General features: G+C 70.8%; 19 protein-coding genes and 5 tRNA genes. 10 read left to right on the forward strand and 14 right to left on the reverse strand.

Going from position 1 to position 22,939, the window contains the following annotated elements:
- Positions 1–257 precede the first annotated feature (257 nt).
- Positions 258–869, reverse strand: a complete 612-nt coding sequence (locus ACFYQQ_RS36255) for a DUF4188 domain-containing protein (RefSeq protein ID WP_356171902.1) — start codon at positions 867–869, stop codon at positions 258–260.
- 81 nt (positions 870–950) lie between these two features.
- Between ACFYQQ_RS36255 and ACFYQQ_RS36260 the strand changes: the two genes are divergently transcribed.
- Positions 951–1,595 carry a MerR family transcriptional regulator gene (locus ACFYQQ_RS36260; protein WP_355792840.1) on the forward strand — a complete coding sequence of 215 codons (645 nt, stop codon included), beginning with the start codon at positions 951–953 and terminating at the stop codon, positions 1,593–1,595.
- A gap of 49 nt (positions 1,596–1,644) precedes the next feature.
- On the opposite strand, the gene ACFYQQ_RS36265 is transcribed toward ACFYQQ_RS36260, so the two are convergent.
- From ACFYQQ_RS36265 to ACFYQQ_RS36305, 9 genes are all read right to left on the reverse strand, one after another.
- Positions 1,645–1,717: transfer RNA gene (locus tag ACFYQQ_RS36265), tRNA-Glu, on the reverse strand.
- A gap of 20 nt (positions 1,718–1,737) precedes the next feature.
- Positions 1,738–1,809 (reverse strand) — tRNA-Gln (locus ACFYQQ_RS36270).
- Between the two features lie 21 nt (positions 1,810–1,830).
- A tRNA-Glu gene (locus ACFYQQ_RS36275) sits at positions 1,831–1,903 on the reverse strand.
- Positions 1,904–1,965: 62 nt separating this feature from the next.
- A tRNA-Glu gene (locus ACFYQQ_RS36280) sits at positions 1,966–2,038 on the reverse strand.
- Positions 2,039–2,080: 42 nt separating this feature from the next.
- A tRNA-Gln gene (locus tag ACFYQQ_RS36285) sits at positions 2,081–2,152 on the reverse strand.
- Positions 2,153–2,243: 91 nt separating this feature from the next.
- The gene (locus tag ACFYQQ_RS36290) at positions 2,244–2,978 is read right to left on the reverse strand and encodes an HAD family hydrolase (RefSeq protein ID WP_355795648.1); all 735 of its coding nucleotides are present in this window, start codon (positions 2,976–2,978) and stop codon (positions 2,244–2,246) included.
- A 117-nt stretch (positions 2,979–3,095) separates the two neighbouring features.
- Positions 3,096–4,571 carry a glutamate--tRNA ligase gene (gltX, locus tag ACFYQQ_RS36295; protein ID WP_355793606.1) on the reverse strand — a complete coding sequence of 492 codons (1,476 nt, stop codon included), beginning with the start codon at positions 4,569–4,571 and terminating at the stop codon, positions 3,096–3,098.
- On the reverse strand, positions 4,564–5,352 hold the full coding sequence (locus ACFYQQ_RS36300) for a fumarylacetoacetate hydrolase family protein (protein ID WP_355793608.1): 789 nt from the start codon (positions 5,350–5,352) through the stop codon (positions 4,564–4,566). Before ACFYQQ_RS36300 ends, gltX begins: the two co-directional genes overlap by 8 nt.
- Positions 5,353–5,555: 203 nt before the next feature.
- Positions 5,556–5,744, reverse strand: a complete 189-nt coding sequence (locus ACFYQQ_RS36305; RefSeq protein WP_355793610.1) for a hypothetical protein — start codon at positions 5,742–5,744, stop codon at positions 5,556–5,558.
- 597 nt (positions 5,745–6,341) lie between these two features.
- Between ACFYQQ_RS36305 and ACFYQQ_RS36310 the strand changes: the two genes are divergently transcribed.
- From ACFYQQ_RS36310 to ACFYQQ_RS36345, 8 genes are all read left to right on the forward strand, one after another.
- The gene (locus tag ACFYQQ_RS36310; protein WP_388906795.1) at positions 6,342–10,112 is read left to right on the forward strand and encodes a nitrate- and nitrite sensing domain-containing protein; all 3,771 of its coding nucleotides are present in this window, start codon (positions 6,342–6,344) and stop codon (positions 10,110–10,112) included.
- Between the two features lie 9 nt (positions 10,113–10,121).
- Complete coding sequence (locus ACFYQQ_RS36315; RefSeq protein ID WP_010984127.1) at positions 10,122–10,535, forward strand: roadblock/LC7 domain-containing protein; 414 nt, start codon at positions 10,122–10,124, stop codon at positions 10,533–10,535.
- A gap of 111 nt (positions 10,536–10,646) precedes the next feature.
- Positions 10,647–11,045, forward strand: a complete 399-nt coding sequence (locus tag ACFYQQ_RS36320) for a DUF742 domain-containing protein (RefSeq protein WP_059131717.1) — start codon at positions 10,647–10,649, stop codon at positions 11,043–11,045.
- On the forward strand, positions 11,026–11,604 hold the full coding sequence (locus ACFYQQ_RS36325; protein ID WP_356171890.1) for an ATP/GTP-binding protein: 579 nt from the start codon (positions 11,026–11,028) through the stop codon (positions 11,602–11,604). Before ACFYQQ_RS36320 ends, ACFYQQ_RS36325 begins: the two co-directional genes overlap by 20 nt.
- Positions 11,605–11,968: 364 nt before the next feature.
- The gene (locus tag ACFYQQ_RS36330) at positions 11,969–15,169 is read left to right on the forward strand and encodes a nitrate- and nitrite sensing domain-containing protein (RefSeq protein WP_356171887.1); all 3,201 of its coding nucleotides are present in this window, start codon (positions 11,969–11,971) and stop codon (positions 15,167–15,169) included.
- A gap of 10 nt (positions 15,170–15,179) precedes the next feature.
- Positions 15,180–15,593, forward strand: coding sequence for a roadblock/LC7 domain-containing protein (locus ACFYQQ_RS36335; RefSeq protein WP_030948713.1), 414 nt, complete (start codon positions 15,180–15,182; stop codon positions 15,591–15,593).
- Positions 15,594–15,687: 94 nt separating this feature from the next.
- Complete coding sequence (locus ACFYQQ_RS36340; protein ID WP_355786605.1) at positions 15,688–16,278, forward strand: DUF742 domain-containing protein; 591 nt, start codon at positions 15,688–15,690, stop codon at positions 16,276–16,278.
- Positions 16,259–16,840, forward strand: a complete 582-nt coding sequence (locus tag ACFYQQ_RS36345) for an ATP/GTP-binding protein (protein ID WP_121406158.1) — start codon at positions 16,259–16,261, stop codon at positions 16,838–16,840. The genes ACFYQQ_RS36340 and ACFYQQ_RS36345 overlap by 20 nt, the downstream gene beginning before the upstream one ends.
- A 158-nt stretch (positions 16,841–16,998) precedes the next feature.
- On the opposite strand, the gene ACFYQQ_RS36350 is transcribed toward ACFYQQ_RS36345, so the two are convergent.
- The 4 genes from ACFYQQ_RS36350 to ACFYQQ_RS36365 form a co-directional block, all read right to left on the reverse strand.
- Positions 16,999–17,190, reverse strand: a complete 192-nt coding sequence (locus ACFYQQ_RS36350; RefSeq protein ID WP_356171884.1) for an acyl-CoA carboxylase epsilon subunit — start codon at positions 17,188–17,190, stop codon at positions 16,999–17,001.
- A 57-nt stretch (positions 17,191–17,247) separates the two neighbouring features.
- Positions 17,248–18,840, reverse strand: coding sequence for an acyl-CoA carboxylase subunit beta (locus ACFYQQ_RS36355; protein ID WP_356243188.1), 1,593 nt, complete (start codon positions 18,838–18,840; stop codon positions 17,248–17,250).
- 154 nt (positions 18,841–18,994) lie between these two features.
- Positions 18,995–21,331, reverse strand: a complete 2,337-nt coding sequence (locus ACFYQQ_RS36360; protein WP_355790853.1) for a polysaccharide lyase 8 family protein — start codon at positions 21,329–21,331, stop codon at positions 18,995–18,997.
- 78 nt (positions 21,332–21,409) lie between these two features.
- Positions 21,410–21,907: a hypothetical protein gene (locus tag ACFYQQ_RS36365; RefSeq protein ID WP_355790850.1), complete on the reverse strand. Its 498-nt coding sequence runs from the start codon at positions 21,905–21,907 to the stop codon at positions 21,410–21,412.
- 295 nt (positions 21,908–22,202) lie between these two features.
- Between ACFYQQ_RS36365 and ACFYQQ_RS36370 the strand changes: the two genes are divergently transcribed.
- Positions 22,203–22,826 carry a YceI family protein gene (locus tag ACFYQQ_RS36370; RefSeq protein WP_355790847.1) on the forward strand — a complete coding sequence of 208 codons (624 nt, stop codon included), beginning with the start codon at positions 22,203–22,205 and terminating at the stop codon, positions 22,824–22,826.
- Positions 22,827–22,939 lie beyond the last annotated feature (113 nt).

Consider the following 22,939-nt stretch of genomic DNA (forward strand, 5'->3'; position numbering starts at 1 on the left):
GCGGCAGGCCCTCCCCCCCCTCACCACCGCCCCGCAACCCCGCACCCCGCACCCCGGGCCGTCTCCCGCCCGCGACCGGCCGACGGAAGCCCCTTCACGAGGGTGGCCCGCCGCCGGCCGCCGTCTCTGTCACAGCCCCTGTCACCGCCAGGCAGCCCTACCGGGCGCGGCTCCCCCACCGGACCGCCCCCGCCCGGCACCCCGTCGCGTCGCGCCACCTGGCCGCCGGCCCCCGAGTCGGCATCCGTCCCGCCCGGCTACCCGGCCCCCGGCCCGCCCTCGGCCCGCGGAACTGCCGGAACGGCCTCCGGAACGGCCTCTGCCGCCGGACACACCTCCGGCGCCGCTCCCCGCGCCTCTCCCCCCGCCGCCCCGGACGACCGGTGCGCGAAGCGGTCGGCCGCCCTCCGTCCCCGCTTCTCCAGCGGCAGGACACCGTGCGCGGCGGCGAGACCGAAGGGCGGCATGTCGACGTAGATCGACTCGTACGACCCCTCCGGGACGACGTACGCCTCGTGCCAGAGCCCCACGTGCTGACGGACCTTGCCCGCCCGCTCCTTGCGGTTGACCATCGCCCACGCCCGGTGGTGGAACATGTCCGGCGCCGCCGCGTACGCGTAGAGCTTCTCCTTGGACTCCCAGTACTGGACCACGTAGTACGTGCGCGGGGAGGCGGTCAGCAGGACGTGACCGAGCAGCCCCCGGCCCGGGTCGCGGGCCAGTTCGCGCAGCATCCGGGGCATCGCCGCGAGCACCGGCAGCCAGTGGTGCACGGCCCAGAAGTGGTTGATGCGCATACCGATCAGCAGGACGGTCACGTCCCCCTCGGTGTCCGCGGTGATCCGGCCCGGGATCGGCTTGGCGAACATGTGGCCCCCCGTATTGGATAACGGCACTATCCAAGTGCCTGGTGCTTGGATAGTGCCGTTATCCATGGAGGGGCGCAAGACATGCGGCTGACGGAACTGAGCGAGCGCAGCGGAGTCTCCGTCGCGACCATCAAGTACTACCTGCGGGAAGGCCTGTTGGCGCCCGGCCGCCGGATCGGCGCGACGACCGCCGAGTACGACGAAGGCCATCTGCGCCGGCTGCGGCTGGTCCGCGCGCTGATCCAGGTGGGCCGGGTGCCGGTGGCGACGGCGCGGGAGATCCTCGGTCATGTCGACGACGACTCGCTGGGCCGCACGATCCGGCTGGGCGCGGCACTCTGGGCGCTGCCGCAGGAGCCCGAGCCGGACGAGGAGGACCCGGCCGTGGTCACCGCCCGGCGCGAGGTGGACCGGCTGCTGGAGAGGCTGGGCTGGGAAACGGCACGGGAGTTGAGCACCCTCTCCCCCGTGCACCGCTCGCTGGTGGTGGCGGTGGCCACGCTCATCCGGCTCGGCTATCCCTGGAACGCCGAACTCATGGCGCCGTACGCGGAGTTGATGCACCGGGCGGCCGTGCGCGACCTGGACTTCGTGGAGACGCACCCGTCGGAGGCGGAGAAGGTGGAGACGGCGGTCGCGGCCGCGGTCCTCTTCGAGCCGGTGCTGAAGGCGCTGCACCGGCTGGCGCAGGAGGAGGAGTCGGCGCGGCGGTACGGCATCGAGTGACCGGGAACGCCGCAGGGCCCCCACCGGAGTGGGGGCCCTGCGGACTGCGTACCCCCGACCGGATTCGAACCGGCGCTACCGCCTTGAGAGGGCGGCGTGCTAGGCCGCTACACAACGGGGGCGAGGATCACGAGTGATCCAGCTGGGCTACCAGGACTCGAACCTAGAACAACGGAACCAGAAACCGTCGTGTTGCCAATTACACCATAGCCCAATGATGGTCTAGACCACCGAGTACCCCCGACCGGATTCGAACCGGCGCTACCGCCTTGAGAGGGCGGCGTGCTAGGCCGCTACACAACGGGGGCCCTAGCGATCCTGCATGAGAGTCAGCGGGTGCGACCCGGACTGTCCCCCTGGGAAGGATCTGTACCCCCGACCGGATTCGAACCGGCGCTACCGCCTTGAGAGGGCGGCGTGCTAGGCCGCTACACAACGGGGGCCTTGCAGAGACTGGACTCTGCGATGCAGATAAGCTCTGCGAGCTGGCCTACCAGGACTCGAACCTAGACTAACGGAACCAGAAACCGTCGTGCTGCCAATTACACCATAGGCCACTGAAACGCCATCCCCCACGGGGATTTTGTTTTAGCTTGCGCCTCGGGGGTCCGGCCTTTCGGCCCGCTCTCCGGCGGCGCAGGAAGAACATTACCCGAAGGTGGACGGCGCTCCAAAACGGGTATCGGCGCCGAGCAGCGCGGGGAGTTCGGCCAGCGAGGCGATCCGGCGCGGGCCCGCGGCGGGCACGGCCGTGACGGTGTGGGCGCCGTCACGGTCGATCCACACGGAGAGCAGCCCCGCCTCGTGGGCGCCGCGGCCGTCGATCTCCGGGTGGTCGCCGACGTACGCGACCTGCCCCGGCGGCAGTCCGAGGGCGTCGCAGGCCGCGTGGAAGGCCTCGGGGGCGGGCTTGGAGACGCCCAGCTCGGCCGCGCACAGGACGGCCTCGAAGCGGTCGCGCACCCCGAGGACGCGCAGCTTGCGTTCCTGCACGTGCAGGCTGGAGTTGGAGAGCACGGCGTGGCGGTGGCTGCCGGCGAGCGCGTCCAGGACGGGCAGCACGTCCGGGAAGAGGGCCCACCCGGACTCGTAGTGACCGAGATAACGGTGGAACCAGGCGTCGGCCTCGGCGTCGGTCAGCTCCCGCCCGAGGAAGGCCCGCACACGGTCCCGGCGCTGCTCCTCGAAGGTCGCCTCGCCGGCCGCGAACCGCGCCCACTGCCGGTCGGTGTGCTCCCGCCAGTAGGCGAGGGCCAGCTCAACGGTCCCGTACGCGTCGAGCAGGCCCTCGGCGGCCAGGTGCCCGCGCATGCCGGAGCGGTCCGCGGCCGTGTAGTCGAAGATCGTGTCGTCGATGTCCCAGACCACGGCCCTGATGCTCATGCCCCGACGGTAACTCCGGCCGCACCCGCCTGTCCGGGGGTCGGGGAAGGGCGTACGACGACGGAAGGGGGCGGCGTCCGGTCCGGACGCCGCCCCCCCCTTCGGTGTGCCGTGCGGTTACGCGGCCAGCCGGGCCAGGGCCGCGTCGACGCGGGCCAGGGTCTTCTCCTTGCCCAGGATCTCCAGGGACTCGAAGAGCGGCAGGCCGATCGTGCGGCCGGTGACGGCGACGCGGACCGGGGCCTGGGCCTTTCCGAGCTTGAGGCCGTGCTCCTCGCCGGCGGCCAGGACGGCCTCCTTGAGGGACTCGGGGCTCGACCAGTCGGCCGCCTCCAGCTTGGCGCGGGCCGTGCGCAGCAGGGCGTCCGAGCCCTCCTTCATCGCCTTGGTCCAGTGCGCCTCGTCGAAGACCGGCTCCGGAAGGAACAGGAAGTCGACGTTGTCCGTGATCTCGGAGAGGACCTTGAGGCGGGTCTGCGCGTGCGGCGCGACGGCCTGCCACTTCGCCTCGTCGAAGTCCTCCGGCGCCCAGGGGGCGAAGGGGGCCTTCAGCCAGGGCGCGCAGCGCTCGGTGAAGTCCTTCACGTCGAGCAGGCGGATGTGGTCGGCGTTGATCGCCTCGGCCTTCTTGAGGTCGAAGCGGGCCGGGTTCGGGTTCACGTCCGCGATGTCGAAGGCGGCGACCATCTCGTCCACGGAGAAGATGTCGCGGTCGGCGGAGAGCGACCAGCCCAGCAGCGAGAGGTAGTTGAGCAGGCCCTCCGGGAGGAAGCCGCGCTCGCGGTAGAGGTTCAGCGAGGACTGCGGGTCGCGCTTGGAGAGCTTCTTGTTGCCCTCGCCCATCACGTACGGCAGGTGGCCGAAGGCGGGGGTCTCCTTGGCGATGCCCAGCTCCGTCAGCGCCTTGTAGAGGGCGATCTGGCGGGGGGTGGAGGAGAGCAGGTCCTCGCCGCGCAGGACGTGGGTGATCTCCATCAGGGCGTCGTCGACCGGGTTGACCAGCGTGTAGAGCGGGGCGCCGTTCGCGCGGACGATGCCGTAGTCCGGCACGTTCTCCGGGAGGTAGGTGATCTCGCCGCGGACCAGGTCCGTGAAGGTGATCGGCTCGTCGGGCATGCGGAAGCGGACGATGGGCGTACGGCCCTCCGCCTCGTAGGCCGCCTTCTGCTCGGCGGTCAGCTCGCGGCAGTGGCCGTCGTAGCCGGACGGCTTGCCGGCGGCGCGGGCGGCGTCGCGGCGCGCGTCCAGCTCCTCGGTCGAGCAGTAGCAGTGGTACGCGTGACCGGCGTCCAGCAGCTTCGCGGCGACGTCCTTGTAGAGGTCCATGCGCTGCGACTGGCGGTACGGAGCGTGCGGGCCGCCCACCTCGGGGCCCTCGTCCCAGTCGAAGCCCAGCCAGCGCATCGAGTCGAGCAGCTGCAGGTACGACTCCTCGGAGTCGCGGGCCGCGTCGGTGTCCTCGATGCGGAAGACCAGGGTGCCCTCGTAGTGCCGGGCGAACGCCCAGTTGAACAGGGCGGTGCGGACCAGGCCCACGTGGGGGTTGCCGGTCGGGGAGGGACAGAAACGTACGCGGACGGAGCCGTTAGCCACGCTTGATCACCTTGTTGGTGAGAGTGCCGATGCCTTCGATGGTGACGGCGACCTCGTCGCCGACGTTGAGGGGGCCGACCCCCGCGGGGGTGCCCGTGAGGATCACGTCGCCGGGGAGCAGCGTCATGGCCTCGGTGATGTTGACGATCAGGTCCTCGACGGAGTGGATCATCTCGCTGGTGCGGCCGAGCTGGCGCTGCTGCCCGTTGACCGTGCACTGGATGGTGATGCCCTCGGCGATCGCCTGCAGTTCGAGGTCCGTCTCCACCCAGGGGCCGAGCGGGCAGGAGGTGTCGAAGCCCTTGGCCCGCGCCCACTGCTTCTCGCGCTTCTGGACGTCGCGCGCGGTGACGTCGTTGGCGCAGGTGAAGCCGAGGATGACGTCCTTGACGCGCTCGCGCGGGACCTCACGGCACATGCGGCCGATGACCACGGCGAGTTCCGCCTCGTGGTGCAGCTCGTTCGAGAAGGAGGGGTAGGCGATCTCGTCGCCGGGGCCGGTGACGGACGTCGACGGCTTGAAGAAGGCGAACGGGGCGTCCGGCACGTCGTTGCCGAGCTCCGCCGCGTGCTCCGCGTAGTTGCGCCCGAAGGCGACGACCTTGTTCGGGAGCACCGGGGGCAGCAGCCTGACCTTGCTCAGCGGGACCTTCGTACCGGAGAGCTCGAAGTCCGCGAACGGGATGCCCTTGATGATGTCGAGGACGAGCTCGTCCGGCCTGTCGCCCTCGACCGCGCCGAAAGCGACGTTGCCGTCGATGGAGAATCTGGCGATGCGCACGGGATCGTTGCGCCCCTCTGCTGAGCCGGCTGGAGTCTGACGCTCCAGGCTAACGCGGCCGGGGGCGGGCCACCCACGCGTGTCAGCGGTGCCGCGGGGGTGCCGGGCGGAGGAGCCGTGCGGGTCCCCCGGTCGGCGCCGGGAGGGGGCGTCCTCCGGGGTCCGGGGCCGCTCCGGTGAACGGGTGGCGGCCCCGGCGCGTACTACTCGGCGACGGCGGCCGTGACGGGGGCTTCCATCAGGACCGTGCGGCGGGGGTTGGCGGTCTGCGCGGGAAGTTCCACGGAGTGCTCCGGCCGGTCCGGCGTCTGCAGCTCTTCGGCGTCGGTGAGGTGCGCCAGCGTCGTGCGTCGCGGGTTGGCAATGTTGTGGAACATCATCGTGGTCTTCACTGTTGTTCTGGACCTCGCGGGTGCGGGCGCCGGGCGGGCCCCAAGGGGCGCCGCAGAAGCGCGGGTTGTCGGATTCGCCATCCCTGTAAAGCGTCAGGCTAAACATTCAATTCCCTGGCGATGGCGTGAAGGCGCCATGATTTCCGTGTGAGTTTGCTCACTGGGGAGCGGATAAAAGCCGTAAACCAGACTCTCGACCCCATCGGGCGAAACGGACATTGCGCCACTGAACCGCGTATTCCGCTCCTGATCATGGCGACTGGGACACCCGGTCCACCGCAGGGAGTCGTACTGATACGCCCCTTATGTACGAGATCGCTTTGTACGTCTCGTGACGCGTCCCTCACAAGGTGTCACAGTGGTCACAGGCCGGTACTCGGGCCTTGTTGGAGATCCTGCACTGTGCTGGAATTCCACGGACCGCCGCGGGATGGAACCGGCGCGCAGGGGCGCAACGCAGCGCCGAGTGGCGGCGGGAAGGGGGAGCCAGCGCCGGTCACTCACGACCACCAGGGGGCGCACTGCGCCCTTGAACGACGCCGACACCGTCCTAGCCGCCTGTGCGGAGGGACGCCTGGTCCAGAGGTTGCGACGCTAGTGCAGGGACGTTTCAAGAGGGATGGCAGCGCTTCGGCGGAGCCGGAGCCGCACGGCGGGACTGGCCCCATGGCCGTCAGCTCCTCGCCCCAGCACGCCCAGAACCCGGGACCGGCCGAGTCCGGCGGTGGCAGCGGCGACCGCTCCACGCGGCCCGGTGCGACGGGCAGCGGCGCGACGGCCGGGACGGTGAAGAGCCCGACGGGACCCGGTTCGCGAATAGCGCTGCGCAACTGGCGCATCTCGACCCGTCTGGTCTCGCTGCTCGCGCTCCCCGTGGTCGCCGCGACCTCGCTCGGCGCGCTGCGCATCAACCAGTCCATGGACGACATCCAGCAGCTCGACAACATGAAGCTGCTGACGGACATGACGAGGCAGGCGACCGAACTCGCCGTCGCGCTCCAGGACGAGCGCGACCAGTCGGCCGGCCCGCTCGCCCACGGCAACACGGCGACGGACTTCACCGTCAAGGGCGTCCGCAGCAAGACGGACGACGCGACCAAGGCCTTCCTCACCGGCACCCAGGAAGTCGACGACGCGAGCGCGAACGGACAGCTCACGGGCGTCCGCGACAGCGTCGTCGGCATCGCGGAGCAGTTGGGCAACCTCAACACCATCCGCAACGGCGCCTACAAGGACCCCAAGAACTCCTCGCAGACCGTCGAGGCGTACCACCGCCTCATCTCCCAGCTGCTCGACCTCTCCCAGGACATGGCCGAGGCGACCAGCAACCCGGAGATGATCCAGCGCACCCGCGCCCTGTCCGCCTTCTCCTCCGCCAAGGAGTACGCGTCCGTCCAGCGCGCCGTCATCGCCGCGTCGCTGCCCGCGAACGACGACACCTTCGGCTCGCTGTCCTCGAACGACCGGTTGTACGCCCTCTCCGCCCAGACCAGCCAGAAGTCCGAGCTGGACGCCTTCAACAACATCTACGGCGAGGGCGCCGAGGACCTGACCAAGCTCATGGACTCGAACAACCCCACCATCGAGGCGGCGGACCGCTACGCGAGCCGTGTGCTGAACAGCGAAGCGGGCATGCGCTCGCAGGGCAAGCTCTCGTACAGGGACTGGATCGACGACGACTCGACGAAGATCGAGACGATGTCCAGGCTCGAGCTGACCCTGCTCAACCAGATGGAGCAGAAGGCCCGTGAGCTGCGCAGCGAGTCCGAGCGCGAGGCGCTCATCTCCGGTGCGCTGATCCTGCTCGTCCTCGGTGTCTCGCTGGTCGGCGCCTTCGTCGTCGCCCGGTCCATGATCCGCTCGCTGCGCCGGCTCCAGGACACCGCGACCAGGGTCGCCCAGGACCGCCTGCCCGAGCTGGTCAAGCAGCTCTCCGAGTCCGACCCGCAGGACGTCGACACCTCCGTCGAGTCGGTCGGTGTGCACTCCCGGGACGAGATCGGCCAGGTGGCCGCGGCGTTCGACGACGTGCACCGCGAGGCCGTCCGACTGGCCGCCGAGCAGGCCCTCCTGCGAGGCAACGTCAACGCGATGTTCACCAACCTCTCGCGCCGTTCGCAGGGCCTCATCCAGCGTCAGCTCTCGCTCATCTCCGAGCTGGAGTCCCGCGAGGCCGACCCGGACCAGCTGTCCTCGCTGTTCAAGCTCGACCACCTCGCGACCCGCATGCGCCGTAACGGCGAGAACCTGCTCGTCCTCGCCGGTGAGGAGCCGGGCCGCCGGTGGACCCGCCCGGTCCCGCTGGTCGACGTGCTCCGCGCCGCCGCCTCCGAGGTGGAGCAGTACGAGCGCATCGAGCTGGCCTCCGTGCCGACCACCGAAGTGGCCGGCCGTGTGGTCAACGACCTCGTGCACCTGCTCGCCGAGCTGCTGGAGAACGCCACCTCGTTCTCCTCCCCGCAGACCAAGGTCAAGGTCACCGGTCACGCGCTGCCCGACGGGCGGGTGCTGATCGAGATCCACGACACCGGTATCGGCCTCTCCCCCGAGGACCTGGCCGCGATCAACGAGCGGCTCGCGTCGCCGCCCACCGTGGACGTGTCGGTCTCCCGCCGCATGGGTCTGTTCGTGGTCGGCCGCCTGTCGCAGCGACACGGCATCCGCATCCAGCTCCGCCCCTCCGACTCCGGCGGCACGACGGCCCTCGTCATGCTGCCCGTGGACGTCGCCCAGGGCGGCAAGAAGCTCCCCGGCAAGCCGGGACAGGGCGGTCCGGGCAGCGGTGGCCCGGCGGCGGCGCAGGCCGCGGCCGGTGTCGCGGCGGCCCGCCGCGGCAACGGCCAGGGCGGTCCCTCCCTCGGCGCGGGTGCTCCCGCGGCCGGCGGCGGTCTCCTCGGCTCCGCTCCGCAGCGCGGACAGGTGGGTGCCGGCCAGGGGCCGCGCGCCGCACTGCCCACCAGCAACCAGGGCCCTCGCCCGGGTGGCCAGGGCGGGGCACGCGGGCCGCAGGGTCCCGCCGCGCCGCAGCACGGCCAGGGCGGCCCGGCGCAGGGCAGGCCGGCTCCGGCCGGTGCCGGTGCCTTCGGCCAGAGCGCGCCGGGCGCCCCGCAGGGCCTGCAGGCCGCCGGGACCGGCGCACCGCAGAACTTCAACGACGGCGGCACCGGCTCACGCCGGGGCGGCTTCGGTGACGCCGCACCCGGCGGTTTCGGCGACACCGGAACCGGCACGCAGCAGGCCGCCCCCGCGGCCACGCCCCCGCAGCAGCCGAAGGAGTCCCGTCGGCGCAGGCCGCAGCTGCCCGGCCGCGGTGGCGGTGCCCGGGCCGAGCTGCCCGGCGGCAACGCCCAGCAGCGGCCGAGCTGGAGCGACGAGAACGCCCAGCCGCCGGTGCCGCGCGCCTCGCTGGACACCCCGCGCGGACACGAGGAGCCGGACCCGCTGTCCTCGACCTCGCGGCTGCCGCGGATCGACGACCGTCAGGGCCCGGGCGCGACCTCGGAGATCCCCCGGATCGACGACCGCCAGGGCATCGGCTCCACCTCCGAGTTCCCCCGCCCGGACTACGACGCCCCGCGCCCCGGCGTGGCGGCGCCGCAGAACACCGGGTCGTTCGCCCGCCCCGACCTGTACGGCGGTGCGGCCTCACCCTCCGCCACGGGCCAGTTCCCGGTGCAGGGCTACGGCGCGCAGGACCCGTCGACGACCGGCCAGTTCGAGCGGCCGCAGGTCAACGGCGGCGGTCCGGCCGACTTCGGCGCCCCGCGTCCGCCCGCCCAGCGCCAGCAGGCGCCGCAGCAGCGTCCGGTGCGCCCGCAGGAGCCCGAGGCCCTGCCGCCGGCGGGTCCGGGCGACGGCCGCACGCCGCTGTACGACACGCTGGAGACCAACTGGTTCCACGGTCAGGCGCAGGGCGGTCAGGCACAGGGCGGTCAGGCGCAGCCGCAGGGCGGACCGGCCCAGGGCGGTCAGCACCAGGGCGGCCGGCACAACGGCTCGCAGGGTTCCGCGCAGGGCTTCCAGCCGCAGTCGCAGGCACCCGCACCTTCCCGGCAGGCAAGTCCGCCTGCCGCCTCCTCGTGGCGCAGCTCTCCGAACGACGACCTCGTCCGGCAGGCAGAGCGCGTCCGTCAACCGTCGGCAGGCGGGGTCACCACCTCAGGCCTGCCGCGCCGGGTACCGCGTGCGAACCTCGTCGCGGGCACGGCTCAGCAGCAACAGCACCAACCCGGTCCGCAGGTATCGCGTGCGCCCGATGACGTACGCGGCCGGCTGACCAATCTCCGTCGGGGCATCCAGCAGGGTCGCCAGGCCGGTAGTGGCCAGACCGGCAGCTTCCCCAGCCCCACTCACCAGCAGGAGCACTAGTTGAGCCCGATGAGCCAGGCGGCACAGAACCTGAACTGGTTGATCACCAACTTCGTGGACAACACCCCAGGGGTGTCCCACACCGTCGTCGTGTCCGCCGACGGACTCCTTCTGGCGATGTCCGAAGGCTTCCCGCGCGATCGCGCCGACCAGCTCGCGGCGGTCGCGTCCGGGCTCACCTCGCTCACGGCCGGGGCATCCCGGATCTTCGAGGGCGGCACGGTGGCCCAGACCGTCGTCGAGATGGAGCGCGGCTTCCTCTTCCTGATGTCCGTCTCGGACGGATCGTCGCTGGCGGTCCTCTCCCACCCCGAGTGCGACATCGGCCTTGTCGGCTACGAGATGGCACTGCTCGTCGACCGCGCGGGCGCTGTGCTCACGCCCGACCTGCGTGCCGAACTACAGGGAAGTCTGCTGCACTGACGGCCCTGGTTCCAGCGAACTCACGCAATCACCGTCCGGCCGACACAATCCCCCCACCGGCCCTTCCCCGACGGCACGACTGACCGACTTGCTGTCCCGCCCGGAGGATTCATGACCCCGCCCACCGCCTCTCATGATCCGTACGCTGAGCCGTACGGAGACGAGGGCGACCAGCCGCTGGTACGTCCGTATGCGATGACCGGCGGCCGGACCCGGCCGCGTTACCAGCTCGCGATCGAGGCGCTGATCAGCACCACGGCCGACCCGGCGCAGCTGATGGGGCTGCTCCCCGAGCACCAGCGAATATGCCACCTCTGCCGAGAGGTGAAGTCGGTGGCCGAGGTCTCGGCCCTGCTGTCGATGCCTCTTGGTGTGGCCAGGATTCTTGTCGCGGACCTCGCCGAGGCGGGACTCGTCGCCATCCACCAGCCGGGCGGCGACGAGAACAACGGCGGTGCACCGGACGTGACACTGCTCGAAAGGGTGCTCAGTGGACTTCGCAAGCTCTGACGGAGGCGGCCGGGCGACCACCTCCGCGAAGATCGTGGTGGCAGGTGGCTTCGGCGTGGGCAAGACCACGTTCGTCGGCGCCGTCTCGGAGATCAACCCCCTGCGCACCGAGGCCGTCATGACGTCCGCGTCCGCGGGGATCGACGACCTCACCCACACCGGGGACAAGACCACCACCACGGTGGCCATGGACTTCGGCCGTATCACTCTGGACCAGGACCTGATCCTGTACCTGTTCGGCACCCCCGGACAGGACCGCTTCTGGTTCATGTGGGACGACCTGGTCCGCGGCGCCATCGGTGCCGTGGTCCTGGTGGACACCCGCAGGCTCGCCGACTGCTTCCCGGCGGTCGACTACTTCGAGAACAGCGGTCTGCCGTTCGTCATCGCCCTCAACGGCTTCGACGGACACCAGCCGTACTCGCCCGAAGAGGTGCGCGAGGCGCTCCAGATCGGTCCGGACGCCCCGATCATCACGACGGACGCCCGGCACCGCGCCGACGCGAAGAGCGCGCTGATCACCCTGGTCGAGCACGCCCTGATGGCCCGCCTGCGGTAGCCGCCCGGGCCCATACCATTCAAGTCGGCAACGCCATACGGCAGTTGTCGTAGATTCGCTGGAGCCGGCTGTGTCCTTTGACACGGTCGGCCTCAGTGTTCATAACGTTTCGACAGAGATATCCGCTCGGGCCGCCACGCGTCGCGGTCGCTCGGTGTCGCTGTGCTCATGAACGCCCCGCCATTTGACGGGGCTCGTTCTTTATGACCGTTTTATCTAGGGCTTACATCACACGGAATGTTGGGTTCCGAGTGTTTGGAAGAGCGCTGCCTGACGTGCTGGAATGCCTGAACTGCCCAGTAGACAGGGCGCTGGAGACACCGCGGCACAACGTAGGTGCCGACGCCGAGAGGTTGTTGGTCGAGTGAGGCGAAGCAAGAACGGTCCCGAGCCGTCGGCACGGGGCAACTTCACCCCGCCGCCGCGCGGAGCGGCGCCCGCACAAGTGTCCGGCCCCGAGCCGACGGCGGCGCCCGCCCCGAGCGGCGGTCGTCTCTCCCCGCGCAACTGGCGCGTGCCGACCCGGCTGAACGCGATCCTGCTCATACCCGTGCTGGTCGGCCTGGTCATGGGCGGCTTCCAGGTGAAGAGCTCGATCGACACCTGGCAGGAGGCCGAGGACGCGCAGAACACCGCACGCCTCGTGCGGGCCTCCCTGACCTACGCCAACCAGCTCATCGAGGAACGCGACCTCACCGCCGCCCCGCTGCTGGGCGGCGCGGGCGAGAAGAACGCGGACGTGGTCAAGGCCCGCGCCGCCACGAACCGGGCCGCCGACGCCTTCGACGAGGCCGCCCGGAACATGCCCGACAAGCCGGGCCTGGAGCGCCGGCTCGGACTGTTCCGCAAGGTCGAGCCCACCCTGGTCACCCTGCGCAAGAACGCGTACACGAGCAAGCTCCCCGGCGTGAAGACCGAAGAGGGCTACGTCCAGATCCAGCACCCGCTGATGGAGTTCGCCAACGAGCTGGGTCTCGGCACCGGAAACATCACCAGCTACGGCCGGACCGTCTACGCGATCTCGCTCACCAAGGCCGCCCTGTCCCTGGAGCGGTCCATCGGCACGCACCTGCTGGTCAAGCCCGGTCCGGGCAACGGCAGCCTGACGAGCCAGCGCGTCGCCCTGTCCTCCTACGCCTACCTCGAGGGCATCGCCGTCGAGGAGTACATCGGCGGTGGCACCGCGGCCGACGCGGCCAAGCTCGACGCGGCCAAGAAGAAGCTCCAGGCCGACGGCGAGAACCAGGCCAAGGAGGCGGCTGCGGCCGCCCAGGCCGAGGGCAAGACCTACGTACCGCCGCCGTCCGAGCCCACCGCGATGGTCTCGGCCCTCGCGAAGCTGTCGTCCACGGACCCCGCGGAACGCCAGGCGCTCGCCACCAAGGGCATCACCGCCCAGAACTGGTGGGCGGTCAACACCGCCAAGTTCAACGCCTACCGCACGATCGAGTCGGACCTCGCCGACAAGGCCGTGACCGAGGCCTCCGGCATCGCCGACGACGCCAAGCGCGACGCGATCATCACCGGTGCCGCCGTGGTCGTCGCCCTGCTGGCCGCCTTCATCCTGGCCGGCATGGTGGCCCGCCAGATGAGCCGCTCGATGCGCCAGCTGCGCAACGCCGCCTTCGCGGTCGCCGAGCAGCGCCTGCCGATGCTGGTCGACCAGCTCTCGCGCACCGACCCCGGACGCGTCGACACCCGGGTCACGCCGATCCCGATCACTACGACGGACGAGATCGGCGAAGTCGCCCGCGCCTTCGACCAGGTCCACCGCGAGGCCGTCCGGCTCGCCGCCGAGCAGGCCCTCCTGCGGGGCAACATCAACGCGATCTTCACGAACCTGTCGCGCCGCAACCAGTCCCTGATCGAGGGCCAGCTGACCCTGATCACGGACCTGGAGAACAACGAGGCCGACCCGGACCAGCTGGAGAACCTCTTCCGCCTGGACCACCTCGCGACCCGTATGCGCCGCAACGGCGAGAACCTCCTGGTCCTCGCCGGCGAGGAGCCGGGCCGCCGCTGGGACCAGCCGGTCCCCCTCGTCGACGTGCTGCGCGCCGCCTCCTCCGAGGTGGAGCAGTACGAGCGCATCGAGCTGTCCGGCGTCCCGGAGGCCGAGATCCACGGCCGCGCTGTGACCGACCTCGTGCACCTGCTGGCCGAGCTGCTGGAGAACGCGACCACGTTCTCCTCCCCGCAGACCAAGGTCCGCGTCACCGCGACCCGGCTGCCCGACGGCCGCATCATGGTCGAGATCCACGACAAGGGCATCGGCCTCACCGCCGAGGACTTCGCCGACATCAACCACAAGCTGGCCAACCCGCCGACCGTGGACGTCGCGATCTCCCAGCGCATGGGCCTGTTCGTGGTCGGACGGCTGTCCGACCGGCACGGCATCCGCGTCCAGCTGCGCCCCTCGGGCGAGCAGGCCGGCACCACCTCGCTGGTCATGCTCCCCGACGCGATCACCCACGGTGGCGGCGGCGAGCAGCAGATGCAGCGCGACGAGTTCACCGTCTCGCAGATCATCCCCGAGCAGCAGTCGTTCCAGGGCGAGCCCTTCCAGGGCCAGCCGATGCGCACGGCGGCCGAGCTCGGCTTCGACGACAGCCGCTACGAGGTCCCGGACGACATCCGGGAGCTGGACCCCGTCGGCCGCTCGCTGATGCGCGAGGAGCGCCGTGCGGCCCTTGAGGCGCAGGCGCAGGGTCCGGAGGCCATCGAGGCCCCCCGGTACCAGGACGGCTTCGACGCCCAGCAGCACCCGTACGACAGCGGTCAGCAGCCCGGGTACGACAACGGGCAGGGCACGTACGAGGACCAGCAGACGACGTACGACCAGCAGACGGCGTACGAGGGACAGCAGCAGCCTGCGTACGACGAGACGTACTTCCCGTCGAACGGCGGCTATCCGGAACCCTCGTACCAGGAGCCCGTCCAGGAGGAGCGGCCCACCGGCCGCGGTGCCGCCTCGGAGACGTTCTCGGCCTTCGAAGAGCAGTCCTACCAGGACGACTGGCCACAGCAGGACGGTTACCAGGGCGGGTACCGGTCCGAGTACGCTCCGGAAACGGAATCGTCGCAGGCCGCTGACGTCAGCGAGCGGGACCGCGTAGGCTTCGAGCGTCCGGGACCGGCACCCTCCGCCGTCCACGAGCTGACCGACGCCGGACTTCCCCGCCGCGGATCCACCGGGAGCGGGGACGACGGCCAGCAGCGCGTGAACCAGGATCCGCCCGCGGCCGCGCAGAGCAACGGCGACTGGCGCTCGTCGAACGACGACCGGTGGCAGCGCGCCGAGCAGCTCCGCAAGCCCAAGGCGGGCGGGGTCACGTCCTCGGGTCTGCCCCGGCGGGTGCCCAAGGCCAATCTGGTCGAGGGAACCGCCGAGTCGACCCCCCAGGGCGGCCCCCAGGTCTCCCGCGCTCCCGAGGACGTCCGGGGCAGGCTGAGCAATCTGCGCCGGGGCGTCGAGCGGGGACGCAATGCAGGTAGTGACACGAACGGCCAGGCCACTGGGAATCACCGCAGTGGGCCTGACAGCACCTACAACCAGGAGCGTTAGTGTGAGCCCGATGAGCCAGGCGGCACAGAACCTGAACTGGTTGATCACCAACTTCGTGGACAACACCCCAGGGGTGTCGCACACGGTGGTGGTCTCCGCCGACGGACTCCTTCTGGCGATGTCCGAAGGCTTTCCGCGTGACCGCGCCGACCAGCTGGCGGCCGTCGCGTCCGGACTTACCTCGTTGACCGCGGGTGCCTCCCGCATCTTCGAGGGTGGCAGCGTGAACCAGACGGTTGTGGAGATGGAGCGGGGATTCCTCTTCCTGATGTCCATTTCCGACGGTTCGTCGCTCGCGGTCCTCGCACATCCCGAAGCGGACATCGGCCTCATCGGGTACGAGATGGCGCTTCTCGTGGACCGTGCGGGCACGGTTCTGACCCCGGATCTCCGTGCGGAGCTCCAGGGGAGCCTTCTCAACTAACAGACAGACGGTGCGTTTTGGCGTCCTCAGGCCATAAGGTTTCGGGACGCGGCATCACGGTGATGGGTGCCCGGCACAGTCGGAGGAGGAGAAAGTGGCAACACCCCCAGGCAATTCGTCTTCGGGTAACTGGTCCTACGGCCCCAACCAGGGGCAGGGTCAGGGTGAGGGTTCGCAGAACCCGAACCGGTACAACTTCCCCTCCGCACCGAGCCACCGGCGTCAGCCGTACGCGCCCCAGGGCCCCCAGGGCCCCGGTCCCTCGCCGTACGACCAGCCGCCGGCGCCGCGCATCCAGCCCGTGCAGCCGCAGCGACGCGCACCCGAGCCGGCGCCCGCGGCGTCGAACCCGCTGGTACGTCCGTACGCCATGACGGGCGGCCGTACCAGGCCCCGCTACCAGCTCGCCATCGAGGCGCTGGTGCACACCACCGCTCAGCCGCACCAGATGCAGGGCCAGTTGCCCGAGCATCAGCGGATCTGCAATCTCTGCCGAGAGATCAAGTCGGTGGCCGAGGTCTCGGCGCTCCTGACGATCCCCCTCGGCGTGGCCAGGATTCTCGTCGCCGACTTGGCGGAGGCGGGCCTGGTCGCCATCCATCAGCCCGGCGGCGACGAGAACGCCGGCGGTCAGCCAGACGTGACTTTGCTCGAAAGGGTGCTCAGTGGACTTCGCAAGCTCTAGCGGAGGGCCTTCCCGCTCCACCACGTCCGCGAAGATCGTGGTGGCGGGCGGCTTCGGCGTGGGCAAGACCACGTTCGTCGGCGCCGTCTCGGAGATCAACCCGCTGCGCACCGAGGCCGTCATGACGTCCGCATCCGCGGGCATCGACGACCTCACCCACACCGGAGACAAGACGACGACGACCGTCGCCATGGACTTCGGCCGTATCACCCTGGACCAGGACCTGATCCTGTACCTGTTCGGCACCCCCGGACAGGACCGCTTCTGGTTCATGTGGGACGACCTGGTCCGCGGCGCCATCGGTGCCGTGGTTCTCGTGGACACCCGGAGGCTCGCCGACTGCTTCCCGGCTGTGGACTACTTCGAGAACAGCGGCCTGCCGTTCGTCATCGCCCTCAACGGCTTCGACGGCAACCAGCCGTACGGCCCCGACGAGGTCCGGGAAGCGCTGCAGATCGGCCCCGACACCCCGATCATCACGACGGACGCCCGGCACCGCGCCGACGCCAAGTCGACGCTCATCACGCTCGTGGAGCACGCGCTGATGGCCCGCCTGCGCTAGGCGCGGCCGCACCGCAGCCAGGGGGCGCCCTCTCCGCCGGAGAGGGCGCCCCCTATCGTGTGCCGTGCCCCGGGGGCCCGGCGCATGCCGAGAGGGCCCGTTCCGTGGCGGAACGGGCCCTCTCGGGGTGCTCGGTGTGCTCGGTGAGCGGTCGGCGGCTAGCGCCAGCTGTGCGGGGCGCGGAAGCCGGGCTCGCGCTCCAGGCGGCGCCAGCCGGCCCGGCGGCGGCCGCGGTGGACCGGGACGTCGGCGGGCGCGGCTGCGGCGCGGGCCAGGAGGATCGCCGTGATGGCGGCGACCTCCTCGGGCTCGGCGTGGCCCTTCTCGACGCGGATGTCAGGGGTGCTCATAGGTCTCAGTCTCCGTGAGAGAGGTTTCCGCGGGGGCACCGCGGAGGGTCCGCGGGGTTACTGCGGGGGGTTGCCGTGCTTGCGGGAGGGCAGGTCCGCGTGCTTGCTGTGGAGCATCGCCAGCGAGCGGATGAGCACCTCGCGCGTCTCGGCCGGGTCGATGACGTCGTCGACCAGGCCGCGCTCGGCCGCGTAGTACGGGTGCATCAGCTCGGACTTGTACTCCTTGACCATGCGGGCCCGCATGGCCTCGGGGTCCTCGGCCTCGGCGATCTGGCGGCGGAAGATGACGTTGGCGGCACCCTCGGCGCCCATGACGGCGATCTCGTTCGTCGGCCAGGCGTAGGTGAGGTCGGCGCCGATGGACTGGGAATCCATGACGATGTACGCACCTCCGTAGGCCTTGCGCAGGATCAGCGAGATCCGCGGCACGGTGGCGTTGCAGTAGGCGTAAAGGAGCTTCGCGCCGTGGCGGATGATCCCACCGTGCTCCTGGTCGACGCCCGGGAGGAAGCCGGGGACGTCCAGAAGGGTGACGATCGGGATGTTGAACGCGTCGCACATCTGGACGAAGCGCGCGGCCTTCTCCGAGGCCTCGATGTCGAGGACGCCGGCGAGGCTCTGCGGCTGGTTGGCGACGATGCCGACGACCCGGCCGTCGAGCCGCGCCAGCGCGCAGATGATGTTGCGCGCCCAGCGCTCGTGGATCTCCAGGTAGTCGCCGTCGTCGACGAGTTCCTCGATGACCTTGGTCATGTCGTACGGCCGGTTGCCGTCCGCCGGGACCAGGTCCAGCAGGACCTCCGAGCGGCGCTCGGCGGGGTCCTCGGAGTGGGTCGTCGGCGGGTTCTCCCGGTTGTTCTGCGGGAGCATCGACAGCAGGTAGCGCACCTCGGCGAGGCACGTCTCCTCGTCGTCGTAGGCGAAGTGGCAGACGCCGGAGGTCTCGGCGTGCACGTCGGCGCCGCCGAGGCCGTTCTGCGTGATCTCCTCGCCGGTGACCGCCTTGACGACGTCCGGGCCGGTGATGAACATCTGCGAGGTCTCGCGGACCATGAACACGAAGTCCGTGAGGGCGGGGCTGTAGGCGGCGCCGCCCGCGCACGGGCCGAGCATCACCGAGATCTGCGGGATGACCCCGGAGGCCCGGGTGTTGCGCTGGAAGATGCCGCCGTACCCGGCGAGCGCCGAGACGCCCTCCTGGATACGGGCGCCGGCGCCGTCGTTCAGGGACACCAGCGGCGCCCCGGCCGCGATGGCCATGTCCATGATCTTGTGGATCTTGGTGGCGTGGGCCTCGCCCAGCGCGCCGCCGAAGATGCGGAAGTCATGGGCGTAGACGAAGACCGTACGGCCCTCCACCGTGCCCCAGCCGGTGATGACACCGTCCGTGTACGGCTTCTTGGCCTCCAGGCCGAACCCGGTCGCCCGGTGCCGGCGCAGCTGCTCGACCTCCTGGAAGGACCCGGGGTCCAGCAGCAGCTCGATGCGCTCGCGGGCGGTCAGCTTGCCCTTGGCGTGCTGGGCCTCGGTCGCCTTGTCGCTGGGACCCCGCAGCGCCTGCGCACGGATCGCGTGCAGTTCGGCCACGCGTCCGCGCGCGTCAGTGGGTTCGCTCCCGGCAGGTCCAGCGTCGTCCAAAACGGTCATGTAGTGACCTTACGAAGTCCACCAAGGAAACCGGGCCGTCGACTCCGTACAGTCTCCGGGCTGTTTTCCTGGTACCACCTGACAGAACCCGGACCGGACGCAGGCGATCCGACTGCTCAGAGGGCCTTCGGCTTGTAGAGGTCGCACAATCCCGTCAGCTGAGAGTCACCTCACATTCACGGGTGGCACATGCCCTCCCCGGAGTGACGCGCAGCGCCAGACGGCGGCCTGTCGCGAGGATCTCCACCCCGGGGTCCGCCCTGAGGACCCGGCCCACCGGCCGGTCCCAGGTGATCTCCAGGGCCTCGCCGGTGCGCGGCGGTTCGCTCACGCAGAGGGTGGCGGTGCGGCCCCGCCGGCGCACCAGCACGCTCGCGCCCGCCGTGGAGGTGAGCGGGCCCGCCGTACCGGCCGTCCAGAAGTTCGCGGCGGTCAGACCGAGGGAGCCGACGTGCACGGCCTGGCGGCGGGCGTCGTTGGCGAGTACCGACAGCCAGTTCCGGTCGGCGGCGCGCGCCGCGACCGCGTGCCGGGAGGCGCCGGGCATCAGCACGTACACGTACGCGGCGTCGACGGGGTCGGTGCCGTGGTCGAGCCAGAGCGTCTGCCAGCGCCGGGTGCGCCGCTCCGTCGTGCTCGTGGTGTTGATGTCGGACCAGGCGCCCGTGCGGTCCTCGCGCAGGGTGCGCAGCGCCGCCGTGCCCCGGGGGCCGGGGAAGACCCATCCGCCGTGGCCGTCGAGGTGCGCCCAGCGCCCGCCGGCCGTGAGCCTCGCGGTGCCGTCCTCCCCCAGGTTGCGGTTGTCCACCACCGTCTCGACCGGGACCCCGTCGGTGGCGGTGATGCCGGCGCCGAGGCAGATCAGCGCGTCCGGCAGGCAGAACCACGACTTGCGCGCCTCCAGCGTGGAGCCGAGGCCCCGCAGGTGCTGGCCCACGGCGGCACAGGAGCCGTCGGTCGTGCCGCCGACCCAGGCCGTGGCGGGCCGCGCCGCGCCCCACTCGCCGCCCTCCCGGTCGGCCAGGCGACTGGTGGAGGCGGTGGTGCCGGGCAGCCGGTACCAGTCCACCGTCGGCCAGTACCAGTCCGTGTACTGGCCGGAGTCCCCCGCCCACCAGAGCAGCATCCCGGCACCGGTGTGCCAGCCGCGCGGGTTCTCGCCGTTGCCGCACTCGTAGTACGCGATGCGCTCGGAGGCCATCGAGAGGTTCGCCGCGAAGCCGGGGCCGCGGTGCACGGCGCGGTCCATCGCGGCGAAGAGCCGGTGCCCGGCGGGTTCGGGCGCGGCCACGGCGGCGGAGTCGGCGATGGCGTGCAGCCGCGCCAGGTCGGCCACCCCGAACTGGGGGGCGGTGAGGACCGGGGTCACCGTGTCGCGCTCGATCCAGCCCTTGATCCGCGCGTGCCAGCGCGCCCGTTCGGCGGCGCCCGCGCCCTCGGCCAGCAGCGCGATCGCGGCGATCAGGCCCTGACCGTGGAAGTGGTCGCTGCGCAGGACGTGCCGGTCGTCGCTCTTCAGGTAGCCGCGGCTGACGGCCCTGCCGTTGACGCTGTCCATCACCAGGCCGTCGTGGATGAGCGGCGCGTAGGCGTGCTCGACACTGTCGAGGACGACCTGCCGGGCCGGGTCGGTCACCTCCCAGGAGGACCCGGCCAGCAGCGCGAACAGCCGGCCGAGCCCGTCGAGCATGACCTGCCCGTACGTCCCCGAGTAGGCCACCCAGGTGTGCTGGACGAACGAGCCGTCGGCGTAGAGGCCGTCGCCCCGCGTCACGTACGGGAAGACCGGCGAGAGGGCGTCCCGGGCGAGCGCGATCCTGCCGGGGTCCCGGCCGAGGATGCCGCGCAGGGCGACCGAGCGGCACAGGTCGACGCGGTTGGCGCCGGTCGAGGTGCCGGAGTAGTCGAGGAGCATCGCGTCCGGGACGAAGTGGTCGACGGCCGCGCAGGCCGCTGCCCGCTGCGCCTCGGTCAGCCGGTCGTACAGGGCGGCGACGATGTCCATGAGGAGCCGGGGGCTGCCGATCTGCCACTCCCACCAGTTGCCGTACCGGGTGGTCGAGGGGTTGTAGACCGTCGTGAGGACGTGGTCGAGGCCGCGCAGGACGTCCGCGAGGAGCGCGGGGTCGCCGGTCGAGCCCGTGCCGTCCTGGACGTGGGCCTGGGTCATCGTCCACAGCCTGCCGAGGCTCTGGGTGATGCCGGCGGGCGGGTCGAAGGGGAGGCCGGGCCACAGCGAGGTGGGGGCCGGCGCCATCGTCGTGCGGAAGCCGCGGGCGAGCGCGCCGGTCTCCCGGAGCCGGGAGGCGTACGGTTCCGCCCGCGCGTCGTATCCGGTGCCGAGGGCGAGGGAGAGCCAGCGCAGGCGGAGGGCGTCGTACTCGTCGCCGGCCGCGGGGGCACCGGCGGCGGCCGCGGGGGGTGAGGCGGCGACGGTGGCCGTGAGCGCGGCCGCGAGCAGGAACGAGCGGCGAGTCGAAGTCATGCCCATGCCGTCTACCACCTCACCCCCCGCGGGGGAACCAGGCGTGGCGGTGCCCGGGTGCGTCACCGCACGCCCGGCTCCGGGTCAGCAGCCGCCGCAGTTGTAGTAGAGGACGTCCCAGTGGTTGCCCTCGTCGGCGTAGATGTTGCCGGAACCCGACTTGTACTGCGGGGCGCCGTCGCCGCGCAGGCCGATGTAGGTGAAGTTGTTCTTGACGTAGCCGGTGACGCAGGTGGTCTTGCTGAAGTCGAGCTTGTAGCCGTTCCAGTGCGAGTACGTGCCGCTCGCGTGGCCGGTCTCGGTGCCGCCCGTGATGTTCAGCGCGCAGCCGCTGGCCCGCTTGAGGGTCTGGGCGCCCTGCGCGGTGGCGAGGTTGAGCTGCTCGAAGGACGTGCAGGTGGAGTTGTAGCGGTCGGAGCAGTTGCCGGACGAGGACCAGGTGATGCCGACCTCGCGGAACATCGAGGTGGCCGTGGCGTGGCTGATCTTGGTGACGGCGAAGGCGTCGGTCGCGGTGCCCACGACGGCGACGCCGGGGGCGACCACGAGGGCGAGGGCGGTCAGGGCGGAGCGGATCTTCATGGGGATGTCCTTCCTGCTGGTGACCGTGCGTGCTGGGGGGCGGCTGTGCAGGTGGAGCAGGGAGATGGTGCCCGAGGTCTACGCGTGTCCACCAGAGGGCGGACCGTCACAGCTGGAGGAACCTTCGGCGGCGCCCAGGCAAAACGCACCGTAACGCCATGAACACGCTCCGGATGATGTTGAAAACCGAACGGAATAGGTCTACGGTCGTCCGTGTTGACCTCGTTGAAAGTTAAACAGACTCCGCGGTCGCGACCTCCGTGAGGCTCGCGACCCGTCCCCCAAGGAGCAGGACATGGGCATCTTCGGCCGCAAGAACACCGACGACACCAGCACCGCCACCGCCACGCTGACCGAGACGGCGCCGTCCGCCGACCTGGCCGCGCTGACCGGCGACTACACGATCGACCCGGCGCACTCGACGATCGGCTTCGTCGCCCGCCACGCCATGGTCACGAACGTCAAGGGCGGCTTCGAGGACTTCGAGGGCACGCTGCACCTCGACGGTTCCGACCCGTCGAAGTCCACCGTCTCGCTGGACGTCCGGATGGACAGCGTCGCCACGGGCAACGCCGACCGCGACGGCCACCTCAAGAGCGCCGACTTCTTCAAGACCGACGAGTTCCCGGCGATGACCTTCCGGTCCTCCTCCGTGGAGGCCCTGGGCGGCGACGACTACCGGGTCACCGGCGAGCTGTCGATCCTCGGCACCACCCGGCCGCTCACCATCGACCTGGAGTTCAACGGCGCCGCGAAGGACCCGTTCGGCAACGAGCGCGTCGGCTTCGAGGGCAAGTCGGAGATCCTGCGCTCCGAGTGGGGCCTCACCTGGAACGCGGCCCTGGAGACCGGCGGTGTCCTGGTCTCGGACAAGATCAAGCTGAACTTCGACATCTCCGCGATCAAGAACGCCGGCTGACCCCGGCGCCCACCCCGGACGCGCCCGCCCTCGTTACTCCCCCGTACACGGAGGGCGGGCGCTCGCGTCCGCGGCCACCGCTCGCACGACGGCCGCGACCACGACCGGGCCGG

Origin of the sequence: Streptomyces sp. NPDC005496 (assembly GCF_042872045.1) — a bacterium.
Lineage (GTDB): Bacteria > Actinomycetota > Actinomycetes > Streptomycetales > Streptomycetaceae > Streptomyces.